The organism is Romboutsia sp. MSSM.1001216sp_RTP31141st1_G3_RTP31141_220114, from assembly GCF_039031195.1.
Lineage (GTDB): Bacteria > Bacillota > Clostridia > Peptostreptococcales > Peptostreptococcaceae > Romboutsia_C > Romboutsia_C hominis.
The window spans coordinates 798031-814993 of sequence record NZ_JBCIUO010000001.1; the positions used below are offsets into that span (position 1 = coordinate 798031).

A 16963-nucleotide genomic window follows, 5' to 3' on the forward strand; every position below is an offset into this window, starting at 1 on the left:
ATTATAATGAAATTATAGAAAACTTAATAAATAAGGAGGCATATATGGAAAGTAAAGAACTTCAAAAAAGTTTAGGGATGTCTGCAGCTTTATCAACAGTTGTTGGTATGGTTATAGGTGCAGGTGTGTTCTTTAAGCCGCAAGCTGTTTATCAAACAACAGGTGGAGAGCCAGGACTTGGAATGATAGCATGGGTAGTAGCAGGTATCATAACTATAACAGCAGGATTAACGGCAGCTGAAGTATCAGCAGCTATACCAAAAACTGGTGGTATGATGGTATATATTGAAGAAATATATGGCAAGAAACTAGGATTTTTAACAGGGTGGATGCAAACGGTATTATTCTTCCCAGCAACAATAGCAGCACTAGGAGTTATATTTGCACAACAAGCAGTTTCATTAATAGGAAATGAGTCTTTAACTCTTCCTATAGCAGTAGGTATTATATTATTTGTTGCAGCGTTAAATACATTAGGATCAAAAGCTGGTGGAGCTATACAAACAATTGCTACTATATGTAAGTTAATACCTTTAGCACTTATAATGGTATTTGGATTTATAAAAGGGAGCGGAACAAATCCAGTAATGACACCATTAGTAGGAGATGGAATAAGCCCAGCAGGAGTTATAGGTCAATTATTAATAGCAGTATTATTTGCCTATGATGGATGGATAAATGTTGGTGCTTTAGCTGGAGAAATGAAAAATCCAGGTAAGGATTTACCAAGAGCGATAGTTGGTGGGCTTGCAGTAGTTATGGGAGTTTATGTAGTAATAAACTTAGCATATCTTTGGGTACTTCCAGCAAGTGAATTAGCTAACTATTCAGCACCAGCAGCAGCAGTTGCAGAGGCTATGTTTGGACCAATGGGTGGTAAATTAATAACAATAGGTATATTAATATCAGTATTTGGTACACTTAACGGATACTTATTAACAGGACCAAGAGTTATGTATACTTTAGCAGAACAAAAAACTCTACCAGGATACAAGACTTTAACTAAATTAAATAAATCTCAAGCTCCAGCTAACTCAATAATAGCAATGGCAACATTATCAGCTATATATGCATTATCAGGACAGTTCAACTTATTAACAGATTTATCAATATTTGCTATATGGATATTCTACGTACTAACATTTATAGGTGTTATAAAGCTTAGAAAAGATCAACCAGATTTATTTAGACCATACAGAGTTCCATTATATCCATTTATACCAGCTATAGCTATATTAAGTGGATTATTCGTTGTAATAAACCAACTATGTTTTGCTGGTTTACAAACAACAATGATATCTTTAGGAGGAATAATAATAACTCTTATAGGATTACCAATTTATAATTATATGCAAAATAAAACTAATTAATAAAAAAGTACAAGCGTATTGCTTGTACTTTTTTATTAGAAGGATTTTATGTTAAATATAAAAATGTGAAGAGTTTTATTGATACACTTATAAATTAAAGTAAATTTTTATTTTTATTACATAAATATTTACAGAATAAGTTTTATCTTTTAGTGATATAAAAAAGGTTTTTTACCAATACTAAGATTATAAAAACGTTTAAAACGTAAAAATTTATACAAATATGTTCCTTAAAAGGCATAAATTTATAATAACTATAAAGGAGGAACTCATATGAAAAATGTAAGATTAAAACTAGCAATAAGTGTAGGACTTTTAACATTTGCTATGATACCAAATAACACAAGTGCTTTAGAATATATAGATAAATATACTTGTTTACCTATATATTATGATGTAAATGAAACTACTAATACAAACAATAAAATCGCTTATATAACGATAGATGATGGTCCAAGCAAGTACACAAAAGACATACTACAAATCCTTAAAAAGCATAATGCACATGCGACATTTTTTATGATAGATATGAATATGAAAGTAAATAAGGATGCTGTAATAGAGATTGTCGAAAGTGGAAATAGTGCAGGATTTCATAGTGTTTCGCATGATGTAAATAAACTTTATGAAAATTACGATTCAGCTAAAAGAGAATTTGATAAAAATAAGGAAACTTTTTATGAGATAACTGGAAGGACATCAAATATAATAAGACTTCCTTATGGAAGCAAACCGTATACACCAGTCAAGTCATATGAAAATTTAGTTGATGCAGGATATAAGCTTTGGGATTGGAATATAGATACTCAAGATTGGAAAAATGATTCTAATAAAATAATAGAAATTGTAAAAGAACAGGTTAAAAATAAAAAAGAAGTAGTAATACTTATGCACGAAAAAAAACAAACAGTACAAGCATTAGATGAAGTACTTACTTATTTAAATGAAGAAGGATATGAAATACTTCCTATAAATGAAAAACAAATACCAAAGAATTTTTGGAATATTAATACTAAATAAATAGCTATCAAAATGATAGCTATTTTGTTTACTTAAAATTTTTACTAGACAAAATAATACAAAAAATAATAAAATAGGACATGGTTAAAATAGTTATATTATTTAAATAATATAGAAAGGATTAAATTTATGGATGATAAAAAAATAGTAGAAGATCCAAGATATAAACAGTGTAATAAAGAAGCTATAATGGGACTTATTCTTGGACTCTTAAATCTTATATGGTGGTTTGGATTTGGATATGGACTTTCAAATAGACCAGTTAAAGAGTATACATATATACTAGGTTTTCCTGCATGGTTTTTTATGAGCTGTATAGTAGGAGGAATACTTTTTTCTATACTTACAGTTATTACAATAAATAAGTTCTTTAAAGATATGCCACTTGATGGTTTAAGCAAAGAAGAAGTAGAGATGTACAAAAAGGAGTTTAAGTAATGGAAAATGTAAATTACAAAGTATTAATTCCTATAGTTATATACTTTATAGCTATATTTGGAGTAGGTTTTTACTCTATGAAGTTTGTAAATAGAGCAAGAAATTCAAATAAAGATAATTCTTTTATGGACGAATATATGACAGGAGGAAGAGATTTAGGTGGATTTGTACTTGCTATGACTTTAGTTACTACATATTTAAGTGCAGGAAGTTTTATAGGTGGACCTGGAACTGCTTACAAAGAAGGACTAGGATGGGTGTTTTTAGCGATGGCACAAATGCCAACAGGATATTTTACATTAGCGGTCCTTGGAAAAAAGTTTGCTATAATATCTAGAAAAATAAATGCAGTGACTATAACAGACTTTTTAAGAGCAAGATATAAATCAGACATAGTAGTTATAATGACGTCGATATCAATAGTTATATTTTTTATAGCGGCAATGGCAGCACAGTGGGTAGGAGCGGCTAGACTTTTACAAGGTTCAGTAGGTCTTGATTACAACATTGCATTAACTGCATTTGGAATAACAGTTATAGTTCACACTGTAGTAGGTGGATTTAGAGCAGTTACATTATCTGATACAATTCAAGGTGTAATAATGACTATAGCAACTATAGCTATATTTATAGGTACTATAATTGCAGGTGGTGGAATAAATAATATAATTCAAAATATGGCAGCTATTAATGAGGGAATGATAACTCCATTTGGAGTAACACCAGGAAATATGACTATAGCTTGGGTAACATCATTTTGGATATTAGTGGGATTTGCAGTGGTAGGTATCCCATCAGTATCTCAAAGAGCTATGAGTTATAAAGATACTAAGAGTTTACATGATGGTATAAAATATGGAACGATAGTATCTATGATATTACTTCTTGGAATGCACTTAGTAGGAGCTTTTGGATCAACATTAGTTACTGGTATAGAATCAGGTGATTTAGTAGTACCAACATTAACAACTAAATTATTTCCATCGGTAATAGCAGGAATCTTACTTGCGGGACCACTAGCATCTATAATGTCAACAGTAGATTCACAGTTGTTAGTAGCATCAGGTTCTATAGTTAATGATTTAATCTCAAATTATATAAATCCCAGTTTAAAGACTAATTCTAATTTAAGCGGAAAAATAAGTATATTATGTACTGCACTTCTTGGTATTATAATATATTTAGTAGCTTTTAATCCACCAGAACTAATAGTTTGGCTAAATCTATATGCTAATGCAGGAATAATTTCTACATTCTTATGGCCAATAATACTAGGTCTTTATTGGAAAAGAGCAAATTCATTTGGTGCAATAGCATCTATTATAGTCGGGATAGGCTCATATATATTATTTAGTCAAGTATGGAGTAGACCATTTGGAATGCATACTATAGTACTTCCATTAGTATTATCATTAATAACTTTTATAATAATATCTAAAAATACTAAAGCTCCAGATAAAGATGTTTTAGAAACTTTCTGGGGTGTATATTATAAATAGCTATATAAAAAAGAGATACCTAAATTTAGGTATCTCTTTTATATCTAACAATAATATAAAAATTTACTTAACATATACAGAGGATACATATCCATAAGTATTACCAAATTTTATCTTGTGCCAATCATGCTTAGTGTCTACTATCTTAACTTTATCTCCTTTTTGCAAATATCCAATAGGTGCAAATAAAGTACCTCTCTCAGCTCTAACTTTAACATTGTCATTTAATACAGTCTTTATATTGGAAAAACTTCCTTTAATGTTAAAAAATTCTTTGACGCTATTAACTATACCATTAGCTATTTTTTCTTGATATGCTTTTGTAGACAATTTGAATCCTTCATTATCATTTGATATAAAGCCACATTCGATAAGAATAGATGGCTTATTATTATCTCTTAAAACTTGCAAGTTACCTTTTTTAACACCTCTATCATTAGCTTTAGTAGAATTTAATAGATTAGATTGAAAAATATTAGCAAGACCTTTATTGGTTTTATCGTAGTAATAAGTTTCTATACCATTTGCACTTTTACTTTCTGATGTATTTTGGTGTATTGATATAAATAAATCAGAATTAGATAAGTTTGATTTTTTAGTTCTTTTAGATAAAGATACATATTCATCTTTATTCCTAGTTGTCTCAACGTATATGCCTTCTTCTCTTAATAGCTTTTCTACTTTTTCCGCTATTTGAAGGTTTAGATTATCTTCTATTCTAGCACCATAGCTTGAACCATTATCTTTTCCCCCGTGGCCTGCATCTATAAATACTTTATAGCTTTGGGCATTTGATATAGTCATATTTGACATAAATGATAAAGACAATAACAATGCTATTATAGGTTTTCTCATATGTTTAATACTCAAAAATGTTCCTCCTTAGATGTCTAAAATTAAATTCAACTCTAATTATACTAGTTTAAAAAAATTTTTCAACCTAATGTAATTTATTGAAAAAGTAGACAAAGTAGAATTTTTAAAAAACTGTAAGAATATAACATATAGTATATAAATTTTTCAAATAGAATATTTATAACTCGTATACTTTTACAAGGAGTATATTTAATTATGGATAATAAAAATAATATAAATAGAGAAAATAAACAAATTAAAAAGGCAATTGATAAGTGTTCCAAAATTAAATCAAATAAAGGTACTCAAAGTCTGGGATTAGATAGGTTTTCTTATGCAGACTTTGTATTGCTATCTTCGACATTAGCATATGCAATAGTAGAAGAATTAAATGAGGAAGATTTAAGCTTATTAATATCTTTTATAAATATGTTAAATGGAGATTTAGTTATGCTAAGAACGCAAGAAGCTATAAGAGCGGGAAGAGAAACAGAATTAAGCCAGCAGCAGGAGGAAGAAGTATTAGAAGAGACGGACACCCTAGCTGATGCTATAGGAGAGACTGTTGATGATGAAATGATAGCCGATCTAATTAGAAAACCTAAAAAGAAGAAATATAAAAAGAAAAAGATTAAAAAGGTAAAGTGACCAATGCACATATTGTAGGTTGGTTACTTTTTATTTAAAAATAAAAAGTTAATACTGGGTAAATTTATATAAAAAAATATATTATAGATTATAAAAGTTTGATATAATAATTATTAAAATGAATAGAAGGAATTGAAAGAATATATGAGGTGTACAAATTTTTATTTTAAGGGAAATGATAATTTAGATATACATGTATATAAGTATGAAGGGGAAACAGACAAGCCAAAAGGTATAATTCAAATAGCACATGGTATGAACGAAACTGCTAGTAGGTATGAGTATTTCGCGAAACATTTAACTAAAAATGGTTATATAGTTTATATAAACGATCATAGAGGTCATGGCAAGACTGCTAAGACGGTTGAAAATGTTGGATATTTAGCGAAGGAAAATGGCTTCTATCATTTGGTTGAGGATATGAACATATTAACAAATATTATAAAAAATGAAAATGAAGGACTTCCTATATATTTATTTGGGCACAGTATGGGATCTTTTGCTAGTCAAAACTATATTATGAAGTATTCACATAATATAGATGGAGTTATATTATCAGGTTCAAATGGAGACCATGGATTTATATTAAATTTAGCAGAGATAATAATAAATAGAGAAATAAAAAAACATGGACGATTATATAGAAGTAAATTTATAGATAACTTAATATTCGGTAGAAATAATAGAAAGTTTAAAAATACTAAAACAGAATTTGACTGGCTAAGTAGGGATGAAGAAGAGGTTAAAAAATATATAGATAATCCATTTTGTGGATTAATATTTACTTGTGGTTTTTTCTATGATTTTATACAAGGATTAAAAGAAATAGAAGATAAACATAACTTGGCTAAAATTCCTCTTGATTTACCTATATATATATTATCTGGAGATAAAGATCCAATAGGAAAGTTTGGAAAAGGTGTTTTTAATTTAAGGGATAGATACATAAATTTAGGAGTACAAGATGTAAGTTGTAAATTATATGAAGGTGGAAGGCATGAAATGCTAAATGAAACCAATAAAGATGACGTTATAAAAGATATATTAGATTGGATTAACAATAAATTGGTACAAAAAACTACATAATTATGTAGTTTTTATTTTTGTATTTAAAAAATAATTATTTTGAATAATTGATTCTAGAGTTGTTAAAAAAATAAAGTATGAAAAAGACAAAAGTAAGAATTTGTAAAAGTAAGAAAACTAATTAAAATTAAGTTTTATACAGGTAAATTATATTAATTCTTATAAAAATATAGTAAAAAGCATAAAAAACTTTAAAATATATTAAAAGTTATATTGACAATAGAATGTTAATAATATATCATAGTTTATATAAGAGGAGAAAAACTTAACAATATTAAGTAAAAATAAGAAAATACTTTACAAAAATTTAACTATGATTTTAAATATGAAAACGTATTTTTATAAAGTTTTAATATTGGAAAGTTAGATGAAAAATTAGCCAAGTTAATTAAAAAATGATTAACGTACTGGTTAATTTATAAAAATTAAATAATATTATGGAGGACAAAATGGGAGAGAGTTCATTCTTAACAGGGTTTTTGATGATATCAAACATCAAAACAATTATTTTTATCGCACTATTAATAGGGACGTTTTTCATAGTTAAACACTTTGAAAAGAAGAAAGTAAAGTTCTCAACAAGAACAATCTATGCGACAATAATAGGACTTATACTAGGGGTTATAATCCAATTAGTGGCAGGTCTTCCTGAAGATCCATCACAAGTTGATTGGTTACAAGAAGTAAGTAAGTGGTATGGATTATTTGGGTATGGATTTATGGATTTATTAAAAATGTTAGTAGTTCCAATGGTATTTGTATCGATAATAAGAGTTATAATAAATATGAAAGAAGGGGACAATTTACAAGCATTAACATTTAAATCTTTAGGAATGCTACTTGGGACAACATGTTTAGCAGCAATAATAGGTATAGTAGTAGGAAATGTTATGAAACTAGGAGTTGGATTTGAAGCAACTGGCATAGAAGCACCAGAAATGAGAGAAATAACTCCATTAGTTGACACTTTAAGAGGATTATTACCATCAAATCCAGTACTATCTATGGCAGATGGAAATATAGTAGCAATAATAATATTTGCTACATTCTTAGGGCTTGCGACAAACAGAACAAAGAAAAAATATATGGATACAGTTAAGCCATTTATAGATTTAGTAGAAGCTTTCTATAAGATAATAGTAAGTGTTGCAATGACAGTTATAAAGTTTATGCCATATGCTGTAGTTGCACTTTTAGCAAATACTATAACTGCAAGAGGATTATCTTCAATGATATCTGTTGTACAATTTGTAGTAGCTTTATATGTAGCAACAGCAATACTATTTGTTGTTCACTTAATAATAATAGCAGCTTGTGGGTTAAACCCAATTACTTATATAAAAAATGCGGCGGAACCACTACTTCTTGCATTTACATCTCGTTCAAGTTTAGGAACACTTCCTGTAACTATAGATACACTTGTTAAAAAGCATGGTGTTGAAGAAGGTGTAGCAAGTTTTACAGCAAGTTTAGGTGCTAATATGGGGATGAATGGATGTGCTGGTATATACCCTGCACTAATGGCTATAACAGTTGCAAATATGGCTGGGATAGATAAAGATATAAGTTTCTATGTAATGCTACTTGTAGTTATAACTATAAGCTCATTAGGAATTGCTGGTCTTCCAGGAACTGCAACAATGGCAGTATCAGTAGTTGTATCAGGAGTAGGACTTGGAGCTTATTTCCCATTAGCTGGTGGAATACTTGCAATAGATCCAATACTAGATATGGGTAGAACAATGATAAATGTAAACGGAGCATCGGTAACTTCAATAGCTGTTGGTAATTCACTTGGCAAAATCGATAAAGATATTTACAATAGAAAAAATACAGTAACAACTGAAGATAGAAGCGCTTAAATAAAAATAGCCCTCATAAATGAGGGCTATTTTTATTTAAGATATATGAAACTTGATACAGTTAGTTCACTATATTGTATAATAAGGAATATATAATTATTAACATAAATTCCTAGTAGAATTGAATACTAAAAAATAAAAGAACATATCTACAAAAAACTTACATATTTAAATATTAAAAAAATATAATAGTTTTGTGAAAACTATAAAAATACAAATAATAAAAAAGGATGTATATTAGCTACATTCTTTTTTTATGAAATATTCCTAAATTTAACTTTATTAAAAAGTATGATAAAATGGTAAAATAGTGAATATTTTAAGTGGCTTATATATTATTAGCTTAGAATAAAATATTACCATAAAATAGAAAAATTTACACTATGAAAATAAGGAGGGGCATATGAAAAAGATAGATAAGATTATAGATGTATTTAGAAATTCAAACTATACAGAGATAAATTCAAAAGCTGCTGAAATGTCTTTTTATTTACTATTATCCCTTTTTCCATTTTTAATGTTTACTATAAGTACTATAGCATATATGCCTGTTATTCAAATAAATAAATATATATTATTATTTGAGCATATGATGCCAGAAAGTGCTTTTAATATGATATCAGCTATAATTTATTCTGCTATGAAAAATAAAAGCAAAAATTTTATAATAACAAGTTTTCTGCTAACTATGTGGACATCATCAAGAGCAGTAAGAGCTATGATAAGAGGTGCTAATAAATCTTATAAGGTAGAGGAAACTAGATCATTTATAAAGGTGTTTTTTATAAGTATATTATCAACTATAACCTTATTATTTTTAATATTTTCATCAATGGTATTTTTAGTATATGGAGAAAAGATAGGATACTTTATATTTGGACTTATTGGGCTTGATAAGATATTTATGTATATTTGGGATATACTAAGATACACTATAGGTATATTAACCTTAGTTATAATACTTATAAGTATATATAGATATAGCCCTAATAAAAAAGTAAAAATGTCAGAAGCAACACCAGGTGCTATAATATCAACTCTTGGATGGATATTAGTATCTTTAGGATATTCTTATTATTCTAATTATTATGCAAATTATGAAGTTATATATGGAAGTATTGGTGGAATAATAGTTTTAATAACGTGGATTTATTTAAGTAGTTGGGCTATATTGATAGGTATAGAAATCAATGCTAAAATTTACTTAAGAAGAAATATATACAAATATAAATTTAATGAAAAAATATAATAATAATAGACACTTATTTGTAATTAGGAGAGATAAATAAGGTATGAATACATATGAATATATAAATGAAAGAGATATACTTTATAATTTATTTGATTGTATTAGAATAGTAGATCCAATAAGAAAAGTAGTTATACATCAAATAAAAAATGAGGTAGATATAGAAAAGCTACCTTGTTATGAGTTTTGGAATAGAAATCAAGTATGTGAAAATTGTATATCAATTAGAGCGTATAATGAAGAAAAATCTTTTTCAAAAATAGAGTTTAATAAAGAAAAAGTATATTTTGTAATTGCAACTTTAATCAAAATAAATTGTACAAAATATATAGTAGAAGCGTTAAAGGATGTAACGGAGGATAACATATTAGAAGAGATAAGTAAAAAAAGTATAAGTGATATAACAAAAGAAGTTAACAGATTAAATGAAATAGTTGTTAAGGATGAACTTACAGGTTGCTTTAATATAAGATATGTAAATGAAATGCTACCTTTTAATATATTAGATAGTATAAATGAAAATAAGACATTATCAGTTTGTATGCTAGACTTAGATTATTTTAAGCAGATAAATGATACATATGGGCATTTGTGTGGAGATTTTGTACTAAAAGAAGTAGGTAAAATACTAAAAGATAATATAAGAAAAGATATAGATTGGGTAGCAAGATATGGAGGAGAAGAATTTATAATTGTATTTAATAATATGTCATTAAAAAATGTAACTAAGAGAGTGCAAGCTATAAAGGATAAAATAGAAAAACATGAATTTAAATGGAAAGATAAGGTTATAAAAATAACATCAAGCTTTGGAATAAGCACGTTAGATGAAGATACAAAAACAGTAGAATCTATTTTAGAATCTGCTGATAAAATGCTTTATCTTTCAAAACAAAAAGGAAGAAATAATATATCACATAAATAATGAAAGTGCTTAAAAGTAGTATAAATACTAACTTAAAAGCACTTTTTTACTTTTAAAATATAACTTTAAATATGATATATAATAATATTAAAAAATACTATCTAGTAAATACAAGCTTATTATCATCTGACAAATTTTCATTAAAACTATAACCATCAATATTAAACTTTTTTAAATCTGAGATTTTATCTATTTTATTTCTTATTATAAAAGATGTCATATATCCACGGGCACGTTTTGCATAAAGACCTTTAGTTTGATAAGTGTCTTTGCTAGAATTATATTCTTTAAAGTTTATATCTATAAATGTATAGTCTTTCTTTATAGATTTTAAATCTATACACTTTAAGTACTCAGAAGAAGCTAGATTTATTAGTATTTTGTTTTTATGTGTACTTAATTCATTCATTATATTTTGAGTTATTTTATCTTTCCAAAATTTATATAAATCATCCCCACGATTATTAACTAATTTAGACTTCATCTCAAGTCTATAGGGTTCTATTAAATCAAATGGCTTAAGTATACCATAAAGTCCTGAAAGTATTCTTATATTTCCATTAGCAAAATCAAAATCTTCATGTGTAAATTCACAAATTTTCATGCAATTAAAAACCTCTCCATCAAAAGCTAAGATACTTTCGCACTTTGGATTATTTTTAGTAGATAGATTTTTATGTCTATTATGGTTTAATATAGTTAAATCTTCACTTAGATTCATAAGATTTGATAGTTCTTCTTTTTTCAATGATTTTAAAAGTTTAATTAAATAATCTATATCATCTTTAAATATAGGTATAGATTGTTTATTCAATCTTATATTCTTATCAAAATTCATAGTTGTAGTAGGAGAAATTATAGTAATCATTTTACACCTCTCATATATTTATTTACTAATTTATACTTACACCAATTAAAGTAAAATTGATTAATATTTTAAGTTGAATTTCATAAGTTTATTATATACCCTTAATATAAAAATTTTAATCATATAAGTATGTAATATAAAAATATTTAGAAATAGTATATAACTGTGATAGAATTAACATGTATTGAAAAATTTATATAAAATATAGTTTTAAGGAGTGAATTATTGTGGATAAAAATATAACTTGGATCAATGAAAAAAGAATAGAAAAAACAATTAAAGCTTTAGAAAAAAATAATATGAATGGTTATTTAGCAAAAGATACGGATGATATTATAAATATAATAAAAGAGTTAGTTGATGAAAAGTCATTAGTAGCTTGTGGTGGCTCTATGACTTTATTTAAAACAGGTATTATAGATTTATTAAGAAGTGGTAGATATAATTTTTTAGATAGATACGAAGAAAATCTCTCACCTCAGGAGATGAAAGAGATATTTAGAAAATCTTTCTGTGCAGATGCATACTTCACTAGTACTAATGCTATAACAGAAGAAGGAGAGTTATACAATGTAGATGGAATGGGAAATAGAGTGGCTGCCATGCTTTATGGACCTGATAAAGTTATAGTAGTATGTGGAGTAAATAAGATAGTAAAAAATATAGATGAAGCTATAAATAGAAATAAAGTAGTATCTGCCCCTGCGAATGCTAAAAGGTTAAATACTAAGACGCCATGTAAAGAGGTAGGCTATTGTATGGACTGTAGTAGCAGTGAACGAATATGCTGTGAATATACTATTATAAAAAAACAAAGAATACCAAATAGAATACATATAATATTTATAAATGAAAGTTTTGGGTATTAAAATAGTATACAATTTATCCTACACATAATGAATACATAATTTGTCAATAATATATAATATGTATATCACCAAGGGTAGTAAGGAGGAAATATGAAAAAAGTAAAGCTTATATATAATCCAAACTCAGGTGAGAAAAAAATAACAAACCAACTTGATAATATAATAAAAATATATCAAAAATATAACTACATACTTATACCATATAGATTAAGTAAACATCAGCACATAAGTAAAGCCTTTTTAGATATGGATGAAACTTATGACCATTTATTAATAGCAGGAGGAGATGGAACAGTAGACATAGTTCTAAATGCTATGAAAGAATTTAATGTAGATATACCTATTGCTATACTTCCAACAGGAACAGCTAATGATTTTGCTAAAGCGTTAAATATTTCATTAGATATAAATAAAGCTGTTAAAGATATACTCAATTCAGAGCCTAAAAGTATAGATATAGGAAAAATAAATAATAAATATTTTATAAATGTAGCTAGTGCAGGGATGTTTACTGATGTATCTCAGAAGATAAATCCAGAATTAAAAAATTATATGGGAAAAGTATCTTATTATATTACAGGTATAGAGGAAGCTCTTCACCTAAGAAAATTCAATATAAATGTAAATTCCAAAGAAGTTATGTACAAGGGTGATATGTATCTTATGTTAGTCTTTAATGGAAAAACAGCAGGTAATTTAAATTTGGCATACAAAGCAGAAGTAGACGATGGTTACCTAGATGTTATTATATTTAAAGCAATGCCTATACCAAAATCAATACCAGTGCTTATAAGTATATTAAAGGGTGAGCACTTAGATACATACAATGAAAGTGAGATATTATATTTTAAAACTAAAAAAGTAAGAATAGATTGTTGTGATGGTTTATTAACTGATATAGATGGAGAAAGAGGGCCAGATTTTCCTCTGGATATAGAATGTATAGAAGATGGAATAAAAATACTTGGAGTAAAATAAAAAAGGAAGCTAAATTTAGCTTCCTTTTTTATTTATTATTTTGAAGGTTTGAATGAACTTTTTAAAGGAACAACTCTATTGAATACTAATTTATCATCAGTAGTATATTTAGTATCGACAGAGAAGAATCCATTTCTAACAAATTGGAATTTATCTAGAACTTTAGCATTTTCAAGTTGAGTAGGTTCTGCAAATCCTTGAAGTATTTCTAGAGAATCTGGGTTTATTTGTTCTAAGAAATGCTTACCTTCATTTTCAGGAGCATCATCAAGTATTAATGGTTCATATAATCTAAATTCACAAGGCTTAGCAGTAGTTGCTTCAACCCAATGTATAGTAGATTTAACTTTACGCCCTGTAAATCCTGAACCACTCTTAGTTTCTGGGTCATAAGTACAATGTATTTCAGTTACATTTCCATTTTCATCTTTTATAACTTCATTACATCTTACAAAATATGCACCTTTTAATCTAACTTCGTTTCCAGGGAATAATCTAAAGTATTTTTTAACAGGTTCCTCCATAAAGTCTTCTTGTTCTATATAAAGTTCTCTACCGAATGGAACCATTCTTTTTCCTTTAGTTTCGTCTTTTGCATTATTTTCGATTTCTAACATTTCTATTTGACCCTCAGGATAATTAGTTATAACTAATTTTAAAGGTCTTAAAACACCCATAGCAAGTGGAGCTTTAGGTTGTAAATCTTCCCTTACGAAAAAGTCAAGCATTTGGCTATCAACTTTAGAATCAGCTTTAGATACACCAATTTCTCTACAGAAGTTTGTTATAGCTTCAGGAGTATATCCTCTACGTCTAAGACCTGATATAGTAGGCATACGAGGATCATCCCATCCATCAGTTATACCTTCGTCAACAAGTTGCTTTAGCTTTCTCTTACTCATAACAGTATTTGTAAGGTTAAGTCTTGCAAATTCTATTTGTCTAGGGATATTTTCCATTTCACATTCTCTAACAACCCAATCATATAATGGTCTTTGATCTTCAAATTCTAAAGTACATATAGAATGAGTTATTCCTTCTATTGCATCTTCTAATGGATGAGCAAATGCATACATTGGATATATACACCATTTGTCTCCTGTGTTATGGTGCGTTGAATGAGCTATTCTATATATTATAGGATCTCTAAAGTTTATATTAGGAGATGACATATCAATTTTTGCTCTTAATACTTTTTCTCCATCTTTAAATTCACCGTTTCTCATTCTTTCGAATAATTCTAAGTTTTCTTCAACAGTTCTGTTTCTATAAGGACTGTCTTTACCAGGTTCACTTAATGTACCACGATATTCTCTCATTTCTTCAGGTGTTAATTCACACACATAAGCTTTACCTTTTTTTATAAGAAGCACAGCTTTTTCGTACATTGTATCGAAATAGTCTGATGCGAAGAATAAATTATTCCAATCAAATCCTAACCACTTAACATCTTCTTTTATAGAATTTACGTATTCTACATCTTCTTTAACAGGGTTAGTGTCGTCAAATCTTAAGTTTACTTTTCCTTTAAATTCTTTTGCAAGACCAAAGTTTAAGCATATACTTTTAGCATGACCTATATGTAAGTAACCATTTGGTTCTGGTGGAAAACGAGTTATAATGCTGTCATGTTTTCCAGTTTCTAAATCATTAACTATAATGTTTTTTATGAAATTAGATGAAACATTTTCGTTTGACATATTAATAGTACCTCTCATTTATTAATTTTTTATCCATAGTACAAAAAAGTACTATAATCCATAATATTAATTTTAATCTAATATTGTAAAAAAATAAAGATATAATTAAATATATATACTTAAAATTATTATACGAATGACTAAATTTTATAATATAAATATAAAATTATGATAAATTTCTGTTTAAATAGTGAACTTAAATCCTAAAATGCTATAAAAAAATGTATACTTACTAGATAAGTCTAAATAATAATAATATGATAGTCATTTTTTAAACTAATAAACATATATTTAGGAGTAGTTAACTATGGAACAAATACTATATTCATTAACAGACCACAAGGCATTAGCCATAATAGTTGGATTTTTACTTATAATGCTTGAGACTTTTGCTCCAATACTTCCATTAATTGCGATAGTGCTAGCAAATGCTTTTGTTCTTGGTATGTGGATGGGTTTTTTAGTGTCATGGGTAGGTTCAGCAATTGCATCTGTAAATTTGTACTATATAGCAAATAAGTTTTCAAGGTTAAAATACATTCAAAAGTATAAATCAAAAGAACAAGTAAAAAGGATAACTTCTTGGATTCATAAGCAAGGATTTAACACTATATTTATATCTTATGCATGTCCTTTTATACCAGATTTTTTAGTAACAATTTCATCTGGATTTGCAGGAACAGAAATAAAAAATTATATATCAGGAATGGTATTTGGAAAATTTGTAATGTTTTTACTTATAAGTTACATTGGGGAAGATTTGGATAAAGTTTTACAAGAACCTATTAAAGTAGTAGTATTTGCTTTAGCTGTAATTATATCTTGGATACTTGGAAGAAAAATAAATAATAGAATACATACAGGAAATGTACCTAAATAGAATTAAATAATATAAATATAATATTTATAATTTTCGACAAATAATTTCACAAAAACATTTACTATATATATATTTTTGTGATATAATTTTATAGTTATATTTTAATGAAGGGGGAGAGTAATATGAAAAAAGTATATATTATAACAACATATACAGGTACAGTATTATCGTTTCTTATAAGACGTATAAGTAAAACCCCATATGCACATGTATCAATATCTTTAAATGAACAATTAAGACCTATGTATTCATTTGGAAGGTTAAATCCTAAAACTCCTATATTTGCAGGGTTTGTGGAGGAAAATATAAATGAAGGTTTATACGCTATAAGAACTAACACTATGTGTCGTGTTTACTCGTTAGATGTTACTGATGAACAATATCATAAATTATACAAGAATATAATGAATGTAAGTGAAAATAGAGAACAATATGATTATGATGTAAAAGCACTTTTATATCTAAGCATAGATAGACCTAGAGAAAAAGAATTTAAATATGTATGTTCACATTTTGTTGCTGATATGCTAGAAAAAAGTGATATAGATATTATGAATAAGCCTTCCTATGAAGTAAGGCCTAATGATTTTTATGATTATAAAGGTTTAGTGCTAGAATACGAAGGATTACTTTCTAAATACTACGATAGAAATAAAAATGATATGTACTTAAGAAGAACAGTTAATGCATAAATACCTCTTATTTTAAAGAGGTAT

At 27.3% G+C, this 16963-nt stretch carries 16 protein-coding genes; 13 read left to right on the forward strand and 3 right to left on the reverse strand.

All coding sequences use genetic code 11. The features are described from left to right. The first annotated feature begins 44 nt into the window (after positions 1–44). The 4 genes from ABCP60_RS03995 (at position 45) to panF (ending at position 4327) form a co-directional block, all read left to right on the forward strand. On the forward strand, positions 45–1370 hold the full coding sequence (locus ABCP60_RS03995) for an amino acid permease (RefSeq protein WP_092925961.1): 1326 nt from the start codon (positions 45–47) through the stop codon (positions 1368–1370). Between the two features lie 273 nt (positions 1371–1643). Then, entirely contained in the window at positions 1644–2390 is a 747-nt protein-coding gene (locus ABCP60_RS04000; RefSeq protein ID WP_343101307.1) for a polysaccharide deacetylase family protein, read from the forward strand. 129 nt (positions 2391–2519) lie between these two features. After that, entirely contained in the window at positions 2520–2828 is a 309-nt protein-coding gene (locus tag ABCP60_RS04005) for a YhdT family protein (protein ID WP_092925957.1), read from the forward strand. Then, complete coding sequence (panF, locus tag ABCP60_RS04010) at positions 2828–4327, forward strand: sodium/pantothenate symporter (RefSeq protein ID WP_092925955.1); 1500 nt, start codon at positions 2828–2830, stop codon at positions 4325–4327. The genes ABCP60_RS04005 and panF overlap by 1 nt, the downstream gene beginning before the upstream one ends. 63 nt (positions 4328–4390) lie before the next feature. Here the strand turns inward: panF and ABCP60_RS04015 are convergent, their stop codons facing one another. Then, complete coding sequence (locus tag ABCP60_RS04015) at positions 4391–5197, reverse strand: N-acetylmuramoyl-L-alanine amidase (RefSeq protein ID WP_166505367.1); 807 nt, start codon at positions 5195–5197, stop codon at positions 4391–4393. A 201-nt stretch (positions 5198–5398) separates the two neighbouring features. Here ABCP60_RS04015 and ABCP60_RS04020 point away from each other — a divergent pair, with 201 nt between their 5' ends. The 5 genes from ABCP60_RS04020 (at position 5399) to ABCP60_RS04040 (ending at position 10952) form a co-directional block, all read left to right on the forward strand. Continuing rightward, on the forward strand, positions 5399–5830 hold the full coding sequence (locus ABCP60_RS04020) for a hypothetical protein (RefSeq protein ID WP_166505368.1): 432 nt from the start codon (positions 5399–5401) through the stop codon (positions 5828–5830). Positions 5831–5974: 144 nt separating this feature from the next. After that, complete coding sequence (locus tag ABCP60_RS04025; RefSeq protein ID WP_343101308.1) at positions 5975–6916, forward strand: alpha/beta hydrolase; 942 nt, start codon at positions 5975–5977, stop codon at positions 6914–6916. Positions 6917–7365: 449 nt separating this feature from the next. Further along, complete coding sequence (locus ABCP60_RS04030) at positions 7366–8778, forward strand: cation:dicarboxylase symporter family transporter (RefSeq protein ID WP_240275840.1); 1413 nt, start codon at positions 7366–7368, stop codon at positions 8776–8778. Positions 8779–9181: 403 nt separating this feature from the next. Then, positions 9182–10027: a YihY/virulence factor BrkB family protein gene (locus ABCP60_RS04035; protein ID WP_092925946.1), complete on the forward strand. Its 846-nt coding sequence runs from the start codon at positions 9182–9184 to the stop codon at positions 10025–10027. Positions 10028–10070: 43 nt separating this feature from the next. Next, positions 10071–10952: a GGDEF domain-containing protein gene (locus tag ABCP60_RS04040; protein WP_092925944.1), complete on the forward strand. Its 882-nt coding sequence runs from the start codon at positions 10071–10073 to the stop codon at positions 10950–10952. Between the two features lie 97 nt (positions 10953–11049). Here the strand turns inward: ABCP60_RS04040 and ABCP60_RS04045 are convergent, their stop codons facing one another. Continuing rightward, positions 11050–11820, reverse strand: coding sequence for a YaaA family protein (locus ABCP60_RS04045; protein WP_343101309.1), 771 nt, complete (start codon positions 11818–11820; stop codon positions 11050–11052). Between the two features lie 227 nt (positions 11821–12047). On the opposite strand from ABCP60_RS04045, the gene ABCP60_RS04050 reads away from it, so the two are divergent. Continuing rightward, positions 12048–12689: a lactate utilization protein gene (locus tag ABCP60_RS04050; RefSeq protein ID WP_195237700.1), complete on the forward strand. Its 642-nt coding sequence runs from the start codon at positions 12048–12050 to the stop codon at positions 12687–12689. A 90-nt stretch (positions 12690–12779) separates the two neighbouring features. Beyond that, a complete protein-coding gene (locus ABCP60_RS04055; protein ID WP_092925938.1) occupies positions 12780–13667 on the forward strand; it encodes a YegS/Rv2252/BmrU family lipid kinase in 888 nt (295 codons plus the stop codon). A gap of 35 nt (positions 13668–13702) precedes the next feature. On the opposite strand, the gene ABCP60_RS04060 is transcribed toward ABCP60_RS04055, so the two are convergent. Beyond that, positions 13703–15367 carry a glutamine--tRNA ligase/YqeY domain fusion protein gene (locus tag ABCP60_RS04060; RefSeq protein ID WP_092925936.1) on the reverse strand — a complete coding sequence of 555 codons (1665 nt, stop codon included), beginning with the start codon at positions 15365–15367 and terminating at the stop codon, positions 13703–13705. A gap of 307 nt (positions 15368–15674) precedes the next feature. On the opposite strand from ABCP60_RS04060, the gene ABCP60_RS04065 reads away from it, so the two are divergent. Both ABCP60_RS04065 and ABCP60_RS04070 read left to right on the forward strand, forming a co-directional pair. Next, a complete protein-coding gene (locus ABCP60_RS04065; protein WP_343101310.1) occupies positions 15675–16247 on the forward strand; it encodes a VTT domain-containing protein in 573 nt (190 codons plus the stop codon). Between the two features lie 122 nt (positions 16248–16369). After that, entirely contained in the window at positions 16370–16939 is a 570-nt protein-coding gene (locus tag ABCP60_RS04070; RefSeq protein ID WP_092925932.1) for a hypothetical protein, read from the forward strand. Positions 16940–16963 lie beyond the last annotated feature (24 nt).